Annotated in this window: 14 protein-coding genes; all 14 read left to right on the top strand. The window is 27.4% G+C overall.

What is annotated here, in order from left to right; genetic code table 11:
- The first annotated feature begins 3 nt into the window (after positions 1-3).
- The 14 genes from L1S46_RS00595 (at position 4) to dltB (ending at position 16509) form a co-directional block, all read left to right on the top strand.
- Positions 4-1077 (top strand): methyltransferase domain-containing protein, encoded by a 1074-nt coding sequence (locus tag L1S46_RS00595; protein WP_238898811.1) that lies wholly within the window; start codon positions 4-6, stop codon positions 1075-1077.
- A gap of 13 nt (positions 1078-1090) precedes the next feature.
- The gene (locus tag L1S46_RS00590; protein WP_238898809.1) at positions 1091-4405 is read left to right on the top strand and encodes a glycosyltransferase; all 3315 of its coding nucleotides are present in this window, start codon (positions 1091-1093) and stop codon (positions 4403-4405) included.
- Between the two features lie 321 nt (positions 4406-4726).
- Positions 4727-5056 carry a transposase gene (locus tag L1S46_RS00585; RefSeq protein WP_238898807.1) on the top strand — a complete coding sequence of 110 codons (330 nt, stop codon included), beginning with the start codon at positions 4727-4729 and terminating at the stop codon, positions 5054-5056.
- Positions 5057-5059: 3 nt separating this feature from the next.
- Positions 5060-5329, top strand: a complete 270-nt coding sequence (locus tag L1S46_RS00580; RefSeq protein ID WP_238898806.1) for a hypothetical protein — start codon at positions 5060-5062, stop codon at positions 5327-5329.
- Between the two features lie 364 nt (positions 5330-5693).
- Positions 5694-6308 carry a hypothetical protein gene (locus tag L1S46_RS00575; RefSeq protein ID WP_238898805.1) on the top strand — a complete coding sequence of 205 codons (615 nt, stop codon included), beginning with the start codon at positions 5694-5696 and terminating at the stop codon, positions 6306-6308.
- An 11-nt stretch (positions 6309-6319) separates the two neighbouring features.
- Complete coding sequence (locus L1S46_RS00570) at positions 6320-7639, top strand: glycosyltransferase family 39 protein (RefSeq protein WP_238898804.1); 1320 nt, start codon at positions 6320-6322, stop codon at positions 7637-7639.
- A 31-nt stretch (positions 7640-7670) separates the two neighbouring features.
- Positions 7671-8378 carry a glycosyltransferase family 2 protein gene (locus L1S46_RS00565; protein WP_238898803.1) on the top strand — a complete coding sequence of 236 codons (708 nt, stop codon included), beginning with the start codon at positions 7671-7673 and terminating at the stop codon, positions 8376-8378.
- Between the two features lie 7 nt (positions 8379-8385).
- The gene (locus tag L1S46_RS00560) at positions 8386-8748 is read left to right on the top strand and encodes a DUF2304 domain-containing protein (protein WP_238898934.1); all 363 of its coding nucleotides are present in this window, start codon (positions 8386-8388) and stop codon (positions 8746-8748) included.
- Positions 8745-9092 carry an EamA family transporter gene (locus L1S46_RS00555; protein ID WP_238898802.1) on the top strand — a complete coding sequence of 116 codons (348 nt, stop codon included), beginning with the start codon at positions 8745-8747 and terminating at the stop codon, positions 9090-9092. Before L1S46_RS00560 ends, L1S46_RS00555 begins: the two co-directional genes overlap by 4 nt.
- A gap of 87 nt (positions 9093-9179) precedes the next feature.
- On the top strand, positions 9180-10736 hold the full coding sequence (locus L1S46_RS00550; protein WP_238898801.1) for a hypothetical protein: 1557 nt from the start codon (positions 9180-9182) through the stop codon (positions 10734-10736).
- A gap of 78 nt (positions 10737-10814) precedes the next feature.
- On the top strand, positions 10815-12083 hold the full coding sequence (locus tag L1S46_RS00545; RefSeq protein WP_238898800.1) for a nucleotide sugar dehydrogenase: 1269 nt from the start codon (positions 10815-10817) through the stop codon (positions 12081-12083).
- A 454-nt stretch (positions 12084-12537) separates the two neighbouring features.
- Positions 12538-13722: a D-alanyl-lipoteichoic acid biosynthesis protein DltD gene (dltD, locus tag L1S46_RS00540; protein WP_238898799.1), complete on the top strand. Its 1185-nt coding sequence runs from the start codon at positions 12538-12540 to the stop codon at positions 13720-13722.
- A 118-nt stretch (positions 13723-13840) separates the two neighbouring features.
- Positions 13841-15355 (top strand): D-alanine--poly(phosphoribitol) ligase subunit DltA, encoded by a 1515-nt coding sequence (gene dltA, locus L1S46_RS00535; protein ID WP_238898796.1) that lies wholly within the window; start codon positions 13841-13843, stop codon positions 15353-15355.
- Positions 15355-16509: a D-alanyl-lipoteichoic acid biosynthesis protein DltB gene (dltB, locus tag L1S46_RS00530; protein ID WP_238898795.1), complete on the top strand. Its 1155-nt coding sequence runs from the start codon at positions 15355-15357 to the stop codon at positions 16507-16509. Before dltA ends, dltB begins: the two co-directional genes overlap by 1 nt.
- Positions 16510-16628: the final 119 nt, after the last annotated feature.

Raw genomic sequence — 16628 nt, 5'->3', positions numbered from 1 at the left:
ATTATGGCAAATAATGATAAAATTTATGAAGCATATATGGGGAATTTTGGTAATGAGACTAAAAATAATGTGATGGAAAGGGTTAATTGGATTTTAGATGAAGTTAATAATGCAAGGTCTATACTTGATGTTGGTTGCTCTCAAGGCATAGTATCTTTACTAATGGCAGAAAGAGGCAAAAGAGTTTTGGGGTTGGATATACAAAAAGAGGCTGTTGAATTTGCCGATTCATTATTGAAAGAAAAATATAATGATATTAAAGAAAATGTAGAATTCCGATGTATTGATTTTTTAGATTTTGATGAAAATGTAAAATTTGATACAGTTGTTATGACTGAAGTATTAGAACATCTAGAGGATCCTTCTAAATTTATAGTAAATGCAAAAAAATACTTGCATGATAATGGTTTGTTAGTTGTAACTGTGCCTTTTGGTGTTAATAATCATCCTGATCATTACTCTACGTTCTACTTAAGTAATATAATAGACGTTATTGAAAAAGAGTTCCAAATAGAAAAAATTGAGTATATGGGAAGATGGTTAGGTTTAGTTGCTAAAAAGTGTGAAAGAATAATTAAATTTAATTATACTCATGAAAATGTAGCTTTATTAGAAAGTAATTTTCTGAGAATTGATTGGGCAATGACTAGAAAGCTAGAAAAATTGTATTCTGATAAAATTAAAGCAAATGAAAAATATAGAGAGTCAACTCAAACATATTCTAAACTTAGAGAAAAACACAATAATACTATTAAAGAATTTAATACTATTAAGGAAAGACACAATAACACTATTAAGGAACTTAATAGCTTAAAAGCGGATAATAAAGGATTACTTGATGAAAAAAATCAATTAATGAATATCGTTGAAAAGCTTGTGAATGATTTTAATGATGAAATATCAATATTGAAAGAAAATAAAGCTCTAATAAATAGGCTTGAGACGCAAAAAAACTACCTTAAGCATGAAAATGATGAATATAGACGAAAATTATCATTAATCACTAATACATTCGTTGGAAAGATTGGGATTAAAGTGTATAAATTATTGAAAAAATTAAAGGCTAAATTGAAATAGGAGGTACGATAATTTGTTAGATTTAAGTTATATAGATAAAAGAATAAATTATATTGAGAAACAAAAAGAAGCAGTTATTAATATTGTTGAAAAAATGGGATTTAAAATAGTACAAAAAAATGAAATTAAAACAAATGCAGTACGTGATTTTAATTTGGATATAGATAATTTAAAAGATTTAAGAGTAGCATGTATTATGGATAGGTTTACTCTTGATAGTTATTCTCCAGAATGCACCGTGTTAGAAGTGACTCCAGAGGGATGGAAAAATGAAATAAACGAATTTAAGCCTCACATGCTATTTATTGAATCAGCCTGGAAAGGTAAAAATGATTTGTGGTATAGAAAAATAGCCAATGGAAGTAAAGAATATTTTGAAATGACAAGTTATTGTCAGGATAATAATATACCTATTATTTTTTGGAATAAGGAAGATCCTATTTATACTGATATATTTATGATAGCTGCTAGAATGGCGGATTTTGTTTTTACAACAGATATTGATTGCGTTAAAAAATATAAGAATTCTCTTAAACATGATAATGTATATCATCTTCATTTCGCAGCACAGCCTAAAATACATAATCCAATTGAAAAGTATGATAGAAAAGACAAGTATTCTTTCGCAGGTGCATATTATCATAAATATGTAAATAGATGTAAAGTTTTTGATGATTTCTCAAAGTTTTTTATAGAAACTAAAGGTTTTGATATTTATGATAGAAATTATAAGAATGCTCGTCCAGAACATAAGTTTCCAGAAATATATGATAAATATATACTCAGAAGCTTAGATCCTAGTGAAATAGATATTGCATACAAGGGATACAATTTTGGTGTTAATATGAATTCTGTTCAACAATCACAAACCATGTTTGCACGACGTTTATTTGAAATGTTGGCATCTAACACTGTTACAGTAGGTAATTATTCAAGAGGAGTAAAAAATTTTTTTGGAGATTTAACTATATGTACTGATGATGGTGAAACATTAAAGCAAAGTATAAATAAATGGTGCAATAATACTGTTGATTTTAGAAAATACAGATTACTTGGATTGAGAAAAGTATTAAATGAACATTTATATGAGGACAGGCTTTCGTATATTGTTGAAAAGGTGTTTAACAAAGATATTAAAAAGCCATTACCTAATATAAATATTTTAGCAAAGGTTAGTGATGAAAAAGAATTTAGTAGTATAATTAAATCTTTTAAAAGGCAAAAGTATAATTCGAAAAAGCTTTATATATTTGCTGAATATAAAATAAATGAAAATATTCAGGATGTAATTTATTTGACAAGTGACGAAATAAAAGAAGATATAGTAAGTAAGTTAGGTGAGAATGGATATATTACAATATTTAATAGTAAGAACTATTACGGTGAAAATTATCTGTTAGATTTTGCTCTTAGTACTCGCTATAGCGATTGTGATGGTGTTGGTAAGGCTGACTTTTATTATAATATAAAAGACATTATTTCGATAAAGAGTATAAATAATACTTATAAAGAAGTAATCAATCTAAAAATAGATAGAGCTATGTTTAAAAATAAGTTGTTCAAAAGTAATACCATTAATGAACTTTGGGAGTTAAGTGAAATTACAGGCGAAAAACTATTATCTGTTGATGAGTTTAATTTCTGCGAGAATTTAATAAGTGATAATTGTGAAGTAGTCGATGACATTATTATCACAGACCAAGGAATTCCGATGGAAACAATTGAAAAAACAGCTGAGCATATTAAAATAGATAAGTTCCAAAGTTTGGGACTGTCACTGTTAAATGAGGAACTATTTAATAATATGAAACAGTACAAAGACTCGTCTGTTACATTTAATAAAATCGATAATGCAGTTAAATTTATGAGTACCCTCGATAGTGAAATCAGCCATTACATTAATATAGAAAGATTATTTGATGTAAATGAATTTTTAGAGGATGGACATATAAATTTAGTATTTAATGGAGTAGGAAGTCTTGATTGTTTAGGTACATGCATCTTTTATGATAATAATCAAAAGAAAATATCTCCTGCATTTACTAAACTTAATAGGTTACTTAATGTAGAAGTACCAAAAAATGCAGTGTTTTTTAAATTATGTTTAAGGATCAAAGGAAGTGGAGAGTTAAAAATTAGCGAAATTTTAGTTGGTGCAGATGAAAATCCAGAAGAAAAAGCTTGCTTTGTATCACGTTCTAATGTGCTTGTATTATCAAATCATTACCCTTCTTCTGAGATGCTCTATAGAAATATGTTTGTGCATAAACGCATGATTGCTTATAAAGAGGATGGTTTTGTATATGATGTTATGCGTATGAACATTTATGCTAAAAATGAGTATAGAGAGTTTGAAGGGATTAATGTAGTTGAAGGACAAGGAGAGACTCTTGTAAACATTCTTGAAACTGGTAATATTGACACAGTTTGTGTTCATTTTTTAGATAGACAAATGTGGGAAGTTTTAAAGGGATTTAAGGATAAAATTAAGATTATAGTATGGCTGCATGGTGCTGAAATCCAACCATGGTGGAGAAGAAAATTTAACTATAAAACGGATGATGAATTAGAAATGGCAAAAAAGGATTCAGATTTACGAATGGATTTTTGGAAAGAAGTTTTTTCATGTTATAAAGAAATGAAAGTTCACTTTGTTTATGTATCAAAATATTTCTTCGATATGATAATGGAAGATTACAAAATATCAATGGATGATAAGGAATATAGCATAATTCACAATTGTATCGATACTAACCTTTTTAAATATTATAAAAAAAATCCGGAAGCTAGAAAGAATATTATATCTATAAGACCATATTCAAGTCAAATATATGGGAATGATTTGGCAGTAAAAGCTGTACTTGAACTTAGTAATGAAGATTTTTTCGAAAATATAAATTTTACATTCATTGGTGATGGCGATTTGTTTGACGAAACATTAAAACCATTAAAGAAATTTACGAATGTAACTATAAAAAAACAATTTTTAAGACAGCAGCAAATCTCGAAAATTTACGAAAATAGTGGGGTTGTCCTCGTACCTACAAGAGGAGATACACAAGGGGTTTCTCGTGATGAAGCAATGTCATGTGGTGTTGTACCTATTACTAATGCTGTAGCAGCTATACCTGAATTTGTAGATAAAAAATGTGGAATACTTGCTGGTGAGGAAGATTACATTGCAATGGCTGAAGGTATAAAAAATCTTTACAATGATCCTGAATATTTTTTAGATCTTTCAAAAAATGCAGCCAATAGAGTGAGAAATCAGACATCTAAAGAATTTACTATTGATAGAGAAATTCAGTTAATTAATAATATAAATTAGAAGTTATGTATAAAATTAGATGAAAGCATTTTTATAGTTGATTTAATAGTATCAGAAATAAATTGAATTATATAGTTAAATTAATATAACGCGTTGTGCTAGTTAAAATTTAATAAAGAAAAACTCTAACAAAATTTAATCATCCCAATTATAATTAAATTAACACTAAAAGTATAATAAGGAGATGATTAAAATGTTAGAGTTCACTTATTATAATACTGAAAAAATTGCTAATTTAAAAGATTTTTTTATAATTTCTTTTGTGTTAATCGATGATGTTTACACAAAGTAATTTTAGAAATCCAAAGATACTTTTCAAGTTTGCCAATATTTAGTGATGATGATACTAGAATTATTGACAGTATGCCTATCCCAGTATGCAAATTCGGAAGAGCCTGCTTTAGTAAATTATTCAAGGACATATCAACTTATAGTTATTGCGCTTCAAAAAAGAAAACTTATTTTGGATTGAAACTTCACGCTTTAATTACTACTGATGGTTTCATAACAGATTTTCTTTTAACGACTGCTAATACTGATCATAGAGATGCTGTATTCGAACTCATTCAAACAAACACCAATATAAAGATACTCGCTGATAAAGGATACATCGGTAATGAGCTTAAAGTATCATTAGCTGAAGAAAAATAAATCTTGTTTTTATCGCTGAAGAGAAAAAATAGTAAAACACCACTAGAAAAACGACTTCGTAACGCTTTATCAAAAGCGCGTCGGAGAGTTGAAACTAGTTTTTCTCAATTAGCTGGCCAATTTAATATTGCGAGAGTTCTAGCTAAATCAAAGTGGGGATTAATGCTGAGAATTACTCTAAAAATACTTACTCATAATATATCATTTGTACTAAATGCAATTACAGGAAATACTATTCATATAGCTCAAATTAAACATCTTGCATTTGGTTAAAATTCATTAAATTTTACTCAAGGATATTTTGCGCATTTTTATACTACAATAATTGCAATATAAAAATTAGCACAACGCGTTAATATAGTATATATTACGTAAAAGAGCAATAATTCTAGAAAAATATCATGCAAAAGACAATGATGCGAATTACCAATTGAAATATTTAAGAATTAATAGTTTCAGAACTTCTATAGTTAGTTAGATCAACATCAATGAGAAATATTTGCTTAAGTTCCAAAGGATAATTATTATATTAGTAACTTGGAGGGTATATATTTTATGGGTTTGAAATAATACTGTGTTAATAATAATTAAGGTTTATAATTATTTGAAGCTTGATTAGTGAAAAGGGGGAATTATCTTGGGAAATGCCAAAGAATATATAAAAAGACATAAGGCATTACATATATTTATTTTATGTCTAGTAATTTTATGTATAATAACTACAATGTGTATTAATTATAGTTACGCAAAAAATGATTTTAATTATTATACTGATTATGAAAAAACATCTGAATATCCATGGTTTGTGTACGGAGAAGGTGGGGATTTAAAAGTAAGTGGAGAGCATAGGATTGATCTTACTTGGACAGATAAATCAAATAAAATATATCTTCAAATGCTTGACGGTGATGGTGGAATTCTACCAAGTAAGAAGTATTTAGATTTAGCTAAGATACCGGAAGGAACAAGTAAAATTCAGTTTGATTGTACTTTGTATTTTAAACCTGGACAAAAGATTACAGCTTACATTTTTCAATTTAATGATTCCAAGAAAATCGAAAATGCAACCAAGATAGACAACATTTCTACAGATACTTTATATGAAAATGATAGTAATTTGCGAAATAAAGCATATTCTTTTTCAACTAAAGTAAACAATAAGGCCAAGTACTATAAAATTTTATTTGATATTAGAGGAGAAGGAAAAGCCGGAAGTCTAACATTAAGGGATATGGACGTAATTTTTAAGTAGGGGGGATTTCCATGAAGGATCATTGTAGTGATAATAAATCAATTATCACAGTTAAATTTTCTAATATAGTTTTAATTGTATTAGCTCTAGCATTATTAATACGAATATTTTTAATATTTAATTATGGAAATAAGTTATCAACTTATTCTGACGACAGAAATTATGTATTTGGAGCAATTTCATTTATAAAGAATAATGTGCTTGTTTACGGAATCGCTTGGCCAGAAGAACATGCAATGATAATAATGCCAGGCATATTGTTTTTGCTTAGATTACTATTCCAAATATTTGGATATGATCAAACTGGGATGCTATTATCTAAATGTATATTTGCTATTATAGGGTGTTTTGGAATATATGGAATGTATTTAATCATTGAAAAAACTATTAATAGATATGTATCCTTAATAACAATAATAATTCTAGCCATATGGCCTCCTTTGTTTTTGTGTGATGTTTTATTTTTAACACAAACACCTACAACAGTTTCTATTATTTGGTTCGTTTATTTTGTTTTAAGGTATTGTGAAACAAAAAGTGATAGAGATTTTATTTTATTAATGATAACATATATTATGCAATTAATGTTTAGAAACAATTTTGCATTAATTCCGATAATTTTTATTTTCTATTTTTATCATAAAAAATTTCCTATTAAGATATTGATAACAAAAGGGATTTATGCTGTTATTATTTTATCATTAGTATTATCGCCTTGGTGTGTTCGAAACTATAATGTGGTTGGTAGATTTGTACCCACAACTGGTGGAATTGGTGATCCACTTTTAGGAGGAACATTTAGTGGAAAGTATTTTCCAAAATCAGAAATGCAAATGAATGATTATAGAACAACTCTATATGATGCTAAAGAAGAAAATTCGTTGTATAACAGAATGGAAAGAGAAAAAAATGTTGCAATAGAAAGGCTCACACAATGGTGGAGAAACGACAAGAAATCGTTAGCTAAGGATTATTTATTTTATAAACCTAAGCAATCGATAGTCGATATCTATTATCCAATTACTTTATTAGATATTGAGAAAACATTGTTACAGAAAATATATTATGCTCTTTTAATTTTAGCTTTAGGTGGAGCAGTAATTGGGATTTTTAGAAGGAAAACTCGTCAAATTGTTATGATCTTTAGTTTAATAATTATATATTCTATAATACTTTGTGGTTTATTTTTACCATATCCAGAATATAACTATCCTATCTTACCTTTTTTATTTACGTTAAGTGGATATGCAATTTATGAAGTATACCAATATTATGTGATACTAAAAAAAGTATTTTTGCAAGCAATTAAAAAAGAACATGAGGTTAATTAATTTTTGTAATGCAATTGAAAGAAGGATGTAAATGAAAACATTAATTATAATCCCAGCTTATAATGAAGAAAGTAATATAAGGCAAGTTATTGATGAGCTACAGAGGATAAATAGTGACATTGATTATATAGTGATAAATGATTGTTCTAACGATAATACTATAAAAATCTTAAAAGATATAAATGCTAATTATATAGATTTGCCTGTAAATCTTGGAATTGGAGGAGGTGTGCAATTAGGTTACATATATGCTTTAAATAATGATTATGATATAGCTGTTCAAATGGATGGTGACGGACAACATGATCCTAAGTATATAAAGAAGATAATTGATCCTATAATTAATGGACAAGCTGATTTTGTTATTGGTTCAAGATTTATGAACAAAGAAGGTTTTCAGTCTACTGGGATGCGTAGATTTGGAATAAGTTGTTTGAGTATTTTAATCAAATTAGTTTCTGGGACTAAGATTTATGATGCGACTAGTGGATTTAGAGCAATAAATAGAAAAATGATAAAAATTTTTGCTAATAACTATGCACAAGATTATCCAGAGCCAGAAGCAATAATTGCAGCAGTTGTACATAAAGCAAGAATTATAGAAGTACCCGTGATCATGCATGAAAGGACGGGAGGAGAAAGTTCCATAACATCCTTTAAATCCATTTACTATATGATAAAAGTATCAATTGCTATTATTTTGTATAAATTAACTTTTAAGGGAAGGAAGGCGTTGTAGTTTGGATATGACATTAAGGATTACTCTTCTTTTGGGTGTGCTTTTATACTTCTATTTACTGTTAAAATTATTAAGAGATGACAAGTTATATTTAAAATACACTTTGTTATGGATTGGTTTGGGTGCGATTATGATGATTCTTGTTGTATCTCCAGATTTTCTTTTGCTCATAACAAAAAGTATAGGAATTATAGAAGCAACTAATGGATTATTTGCTATACTTATTTTTGGTATACTAATTATTTTAATGTCACTAACATCTATTGTATCGAAGTTGAATGATAAAAATAAAAAGTTAATTCAAGTTATAGCTATCTTAGAAAAAAGAGTTAGAGAGTTAGAAAATGTAGATTGTGAGGATAGAATATGAAAATGATTTTATTATGTTTTGGCAACACATTATTAATGGTTACTGGCCAGATTTTATTCAAGATTGGTTCAACTGGAAAAAATATAGACAGTATTTTTGATATAATAAAATTATTTTTTACACCTATTGTATTTTTTGCACTTTGTTTATATGCTTGTACTACAGGTTTATGGTTATATATTCTAAGTAAAATTCCTATAAGTTTTGCATATCCTATTCAGGCTTTAGCGTTTCCAATAGTATTATTCGTATCTATGTTTTTGTTTAAAGAGGAAATTCCGATAAGTAGATGGATTGGCATTATATTTATATGTGTAGGAGTTTTTATTTCAACGAAAGCATAAAATTAGTATTTCAATTTGCTTTTTATAACGGGAGCTGTTTTATATTAATTGTTTTGGGCTAGATTTAATGAAAATGAGGTTAACAAAGTGAAAGGGTTACTATATAAATTGTATAAAAAGCTAGATGATATACCATTAATTGCAACAATAGCATATTATTTATTTGGTGTATTGATTCCTAGGTTTACAGGAAATAATAAATCATGTGATTACAATATTAGTGATATAGAGTTTATTCCACAGGCTTACAATGAAGCAAAATATTATAAAGATATAAAAATTGCATTTGTATGTGATGAGATGACTTTTAAAAGCTTTAAAGATGAGTGTAAGGCTATCTTTTTAACACCATCAAATTGGCTTGAGGTAATGAAAGATTTTCAGCCAGATATCTTGTTCTGCGAATCTGCTTGGAATGGAATTGAGGAATATAAAGATTGCTGGAGAGGAAAAATTTATAAGAATAAAAATATTCTCTTTAATAACCGAAAGGATATTTTTAATATTTTAGATTATTGTAAAAAAAGTAAAATTAAAACAGTTTTTTGGAATAAGGAGGATCCCATTTTTTTTGATAATCCAAAATATAATTTTTGTGATACTGCAATGTACTTTGATTATATATTTACTACCTGCAGTGAATGTGTAGCAAAATATAAAGAATTGGGACATAACAATGTTTATACACTTATGTTTGGATTTTCTGAAAAAATATTCAATCCTATAAACTCAAATAATAAAAATAATATAGCTATATTTGCTGGCAGTTGGTATGCTGACCTTAGTGAACGATGTGAGGATATGCTTAAAATATTTAAAATGGTTCAAGATCACAATATTAAATTGAGAATATATGATAGAAATTATAACACTTCAAATCCATTGAAAGTATTTCCACAAAATTTTAGGTCTATTATTTTTAAAAGCATGCCTTTTGAGGAGTTAAAGAAAGTATATAAAGAAGCTAATTTTGCAATTAATATCAACACAATAAAAAATTCTGAAACAATGTTTGCAAGAAGAGTTTTTGAACTTATGGCTTGTAATACTTGTGTTATTAGCAATAATTCTATAGGGATGAGAAAAATGTTTGGTAAAAATGTTTGGTTCTTAGGAGAAAAGTTCCATTTTGATTCAATAAAAAAAATTTGTGCTGAAAATGTTCAATATGTTATGGAAAATCATACAAATAGCAAAAGGATTAAACAAATATATGATGACATTGGAATAAGTTATATTAATGATAAGAATAGTTTAACAATTATTTACGATAATTGTAATTTTGAAGAATGTAAAAAGCATTTTGAATCCATAATTTATGATAATAAATATGGTTTTATAATTAAATCAGATAAAGTTATAAATATTAATGATGAGAAAAATATTATAGATATAGAATATTTTATAGAGCATCACAAAACTGATTATTTTATAATTTTTGAATCACCAGAAGAATTGGATTTTGATATAAAAAAGGCAATAGTACATTTTAGTTATTTGGAGGGATTTATAGGTATTTGTGGTGGCAACAATAAGTTTATTATTGAGAAAAGTAGTAACTACTATAAATGTGTTTTAAATGGTTTATATCTAAAAAAAATAATAGTTAATAACTACAAAATAATTAAAAGATATACAATTTAAGTATTATTGAAATGAATTTAGGATTGTTTTATAATATATATTAGTGTAATTAAATTTAGCTTGAATGGAGATATAAATATGAAAATTTGCGTTATTGGTTTAGGTTACATTGGATTGCCTACTTCTGCTATGTTTGCAAGTAGTGGTTGTGAGGTTGTTGGAGTTGATGTTACCTCATCAGTTATAGAAACATTAAATAAAGGAAATATACATATTGAAGAGCCAGGACTTGAAGAAGTTGTTAAGAGAAATGTAGAGAATGGTACTTTTCATGCATCTTTAATGCCGGAGGAAGCGGATGTATTTATAATTTGTGTACCAACTCCTAATAATGATGATGAAAACTTAAGTTGTGATTTAACATATGTCTTAAAAGCAACAGAATCTATAATTCCTTACGTAAAGGATGGTAATGTAGTTATAATTGAATCTACTATTGCACCAAGATCAACAGAGGATTTTGTAAAGCCTATTTTTGAAAAAGCAGGTTTTAAAGTTGGACAAAATATATACCTTGCACATTGCCCTGAAAGAGTGCTACCAGGTAAAATTTTATTTGAATTAAGAAATAATAATAGAATTGTTGGAGGTATTACACCAGAATGTACTGAACGTGCAGCTAAAGTGTATGAAATTTTTGTAGAAGGTGAAATAATTAAAACTGAAGCTAAAACAGCTGAACTTAGCAAATGCATGGAAAATACATTTAGAGATGTAAATATTGCTCTTGCAAATGAGCTCACAAAGATATGTTATAAGTTGGATATTAATGTGCTAGATGTTATAAATATGGCTAATAAACACCCTAGAGTTAATTTGCATTTTCCAGGTCCTGGAGTGGGAGGTCACTGTTTAGCAATCGATCCATATTTCGTTGCAGCAAAAGCACCAAATGAAGCAAAAATAATTCGCCTTAGTAGAGATACAAATTGCGGTATGCCAGAATTTGTTGCGGAGAAAGTTGAAATGCTTGTTAATGATATTGTCGATCCTAAAATAGCTATATTTGGAATGACATATAAGGGAAATGTTGATGATATTAGAGAAAGTCCAGCTATTGAAATAGTAAGAATGCTTAAAGAAAAAAGATATAATGTTGTAATAAATGATCCTCATGTTAAAAATTCTGAATATGTTAATATGAGAGAAGCTGTTTCTGGGGCTGATATAATTGTTGTATTAGCAGATCATGATGAATACAAGGCATTTAATCATAGAGAAGTTGCTCAGGAAATGAGGACGCCTCAACTACTTGATACAAAGGGAATTATAGGTAAACAAGAGAAATCAGGATTGGAAATTATTAATTTTGGTAATTTATATAAACATAAAAAAATCAAAAGATAAAAATTAATAAATTTTTATCTGAATTATTTAGATAAATATATTAGAATATAAAGTCTAATTTTTGAACTGCTGTTCTAACGATTAATTCATATGAAGAGAGATATATGTAGTTAATGGTTAGAATAGCAGTTTTTAAGGATCATTTGTAGTTTGAGAATGTTTAATTTTGAATATTGAATTTATAAATATTTCTGATATTTTAAAGAAGGTTTAATTTGTTACCAAAAGACTATGATAAGCACGATATTTGTATAAAAAGCATAGTTTTTTCAAAGGATTTAATATTGAAATGAAAAATATAAATGATATTTCAAAGAGATTTTTGTTTTTAATCTTAACTTTTTAAAGTCAATGAATAATACAATTTCAATTATTCTGACAAGTTAGCTTTTGGAATAATATTTATCACTTATATATTTTATACGTAAACGTAATTTGGCCAGGAGGAGAGAAAATGTTAAAGAAAATTATATGCCTAGTAATTCCTATATTTACAGCTATAATAACAGTAATTTTTTTAAATATTTTTTTTAATAAAAATATAGAAACCATGTTAAAATCCAAAGAATTAGCTGAGATAAATAATGAGTATGGAAGTGTCTACAAAGATAAGGGAGTAGTATACAATAATTATATTTCTCAAAATAATTATCCAATATTGCAAGCGTCATCGGAATTAAATATTCAAATTCCTGAATTACCAACAAATTTTTTCCCGATAGAAGGAATGGATCATTTGGTTACTCAAGGAAAGACAGGTTCTCAAGATATTACGCAAATATCTATTTTGGGGAGTCAAAAGGAATATGGTGGAGATAGGAAAATAGCTATGATTGTTTCTCTCCAGTGGTTTTATAGTAAAGCAGGAATTACACAAAAAGCTTTTCAAGGAAATTTTGCGCCAATACAATTCTATGATTTTCTAGAAAATGAAAAAATAAGTCATGAAAATAAAAGAAAATATGCTTATAGAGTTGATAGTTTATTAGCTGGGAGTGACCAATTTTATCCAGAAAAGCTTTATGCAAAATTATACGCTAGTGATAGTAAAGTATATAAATTAATAGCATGCATACTTAGACCATATTTTTCGGCAAGGAAGAATATAGTAGAACTTAAGGATAAAGCAGCGTTATATGATAAATTAAAGACATTGCCAGATAAAACAGAATATAAAGATAAAAAAGTTAGTTGGAGTAAAGAAAGTCAAAAGGCAGAAGAAGATGGAAAGTCTAAGGTAACTAACAATGATTTTATGTTAAATGATGAGGCATATAAAAAATTGAAAGCCAGTGTGGAGGATGATAGAAAAATTGTAAAAAATGCAAATTTATTAAATTCGAATGAATTTAATGATTATGAGTTATACTTGGATACGTGTAAGGATCTGGGAGTAAAGCCCTATATAATATTAATGCCAACAAATGGTAGATGGTATGATTACCTTGGACTAACTAAAGATAAAAGAGATGCATTTTTTGATAAAGCACAAAAAATTGCAGAAGAAAAAGGATTTGAAGTTTTAAATCTAAAAAATCAGGAATATGAACCTTATTTTATGTATGATGCAGTACATTTAGGATGGAAAGGATGGCTTAAAGTAGATGAAGAACTTTATAAACACTTTAAAGAAAAATAGAGATATAAGTTTTGCAATAATGGGTTCGATAATAGTTATTTTAGCTATTTTAATATTAGTATATGAACCGTTTAAAGAGGTACCATTTATATATAATCAATTTTAAGGAGATATAGGAATGAAGATCTTAGAAGGAATAAAAAAATATTCAAAGAGTGATAGAATAGCGTTAAAGTGTGACGGACAAGTGATGAAATATAAAGAATTAGATGATATTTCAGAGCAAGTAGCATCATTTTTATTAAAAGAATTGGGAGATGATAGGACACCAATTATTATATATGGAAACAAAGAAAATCTAATGATGGCAGTTATGATGGCCGCGTTAAAGTCAGGAAGAGCATACATACCAATTGATATCAGCTATCCTAAGGAAAGAGTTGAAGCTATTGTTAGTGAAGTTCAACCCAATATACTTATAGATTTCAGTGAAGGAAACGTCTTTAATGGTGTACGTGTCTTAAAGGAAAAAGAAATCATTCAAATTGAACAGGAATATCAAGGCATGGAAGTTGATAGAGTTAACTGGGCAAAAGAAGATGAGAATGCTTATATTTTATTTACTTCTGGAAGTACTGGAAAACCAAAAGGTGTACAAATAAGTAGTAATAATTTAGATAATTTTGTTGAATGGATAGCAGACTATTTAAAGCTAGATGAAAGTGAAGAAGTATTTATGAATCAAGCTGCCTATTCTTTTGATTTATCAGTAACATCAATTTATCCAGGATTATGCTATGGGAAGACATTACATGGCTATTCAAAAGAAACTTTATCAAATTTGAAAAAAATGTTTGATGATATGAGTGAATCAGAAATTAATATCTGGGTCTCAACACCGTCATTTGCAGGAATGTGCGTTATTGAAGATGGTTTTAATTCAAATATGCTTCAAAACTTAAAATCAATGATCTTTGTTGGAGAAGTTCTACCTAAACCATTATGTGAAGAATTATTAAATAGATTTCCGAGCACAAGGATAGTTAATGGATATGGACCAACAGAAGCGACTGTAGCAGTAAGTGCTAACGATATGAGTAAGGAATTATTATTAGAAGAAGGTAGTTTACCTATTGGGTATCCTATGAAGAGTGCAGTTGTAAAAATTGTTGATGAGCAGGGTATCGAACTAAAGAATGGATTAAAAGGGGAAATTATAATTGTAGGTCCTAGTGTAAGTAAAGGATATTTCAATAATGAGGAGATGACAGAAAAGGCATTTTTCTACGATGATTACAATGGAGTCAAATGCAGAGCTTATAGGACTGGAGATTTAGGATATTATATAAATGGAAATTTATATTATTGTGGTAGAAAAGATTTTCAAATAAAACTTAATGGATATAGAATCGAAATAGAAGATATAGAAAATAATTTAGTAAAGGTTGGTAATGTTAAAAATGCAGCAGTAGTTCCAGTTTATAAGGAAGAAAAAATAGCATATTTAACAGCTTTTGTTGAGTTAAAGGAAGACAATGGATTAAGTGGATTAAAGAACGGAATAGCGATAAAAAAGGAATTAGGGAAACTCGTTCCTTCGTATATGGTTCCTAGAAATATAAAAATTATTGACCAATTTCATACTAATGTAAATGGAAAAATTGATAGAAAAAAATTACTGGAGGAAATATAATGGAATTAATACAATATGGGGATTATTTATATCTATATATGTTATTATTAACATTAATTCCAGCTATAATACTTATATTAAGTGGCTTTAATGCAAAATATTATGGAATAGTGGCATCTTTAGGAATGATAATAATAATAATGGGTAAGACATTAGGTTTAAAATTATTTTTAATATTTTTTATTTGTGAAACTATTCTAGTTTATGCTTATTTATATATAAGAAAAAAGATGGATAATAAATATGTATATTTTCTGGCGTTATTTTGTTCGATGCTGCCAGTTGTTGTAACTAAAATTACTGGTGTTACAAAGTATTCATCAATTATTGGCTTTATAGGATTGTCATATTTAAATTTTAAAATAATCCAAATGATAATTGAAATTTATGATGGAAGGATTACGAAAATAAATTTTGTTGATTATTTATATTTTATTATATTTTTTCCAACATTAAGTTCAGGTCCAATAGATAGATGGAAAAGATTTGAGGGAAATTTAGAAGGCCGATTAGAAAAAAAAGAATATATTAATAATTACTTAATAGTTGGATTTAAAAAATTATTAATGGGAATAGGGTATAAATTTGTAATAGCCTATTTAATAGATACATATTGGTTGTTAAAAATACCTCAAAGTATAACTATGATAAATAGTATAAATTATATGTATGCATATACAATGTATCTGTTTTTTGACTTTGCAGGCTATAGTTTATTTGCAGTTGGGACAAGCTATATATTGGGTATTAAAACTCCTGATAATTTCAACAAGCCATTCCTAAGCAAAGATATGAAAGAATTTTGGACAAGATGGCATATATCTCTATCGAGGTGGTTTGGCGATTATATTTTCTCAAGATTTGTATTAAATTCGATGAGAAATAAAAGATTTAAGAATAGATTTATAGCATCACATGTAGCACAAATAATAACTATGTTTATAATGGGATTATGGCATGGTTTAACGAAATATTATATAATTTATGGCTTATATCAGGGAATATCATTGGTTTTAACTGATATATATCAAAGAAAATCAAATTATTATAAGAAGCATAAAAAAGAAAAATGGTTTAATTACGTACAGATAGTAATAACATTTCATATTGTTTGTTTTGGTATGTTAATATTTTCAGGATATTTATTTAAGTAAAAGGAGATTTCTATAATTATGAAAGAAAAAATATTGGAGATATTTATTGTCAATAAGTTGATAAAATTCTTAGAAAATATAAACTGAAAAGAAATTGCTGCTGACTTTTTTGTTTTAGA

This window comes from Clostridium sp. YIM B02500, assembly GCF_022324665.1.
GTDB classification, from domain to species: domain Bacteria; phylum Bacillota; class Clostridia; order Clostridiales; family Clostridiaceae; genus Clostridium; species Clostridium beijerinckii.
Note: the sequence above shows the minus strand (reverse complement) of the source record. Positions and strands in the feature narration are given on the sequence as shown.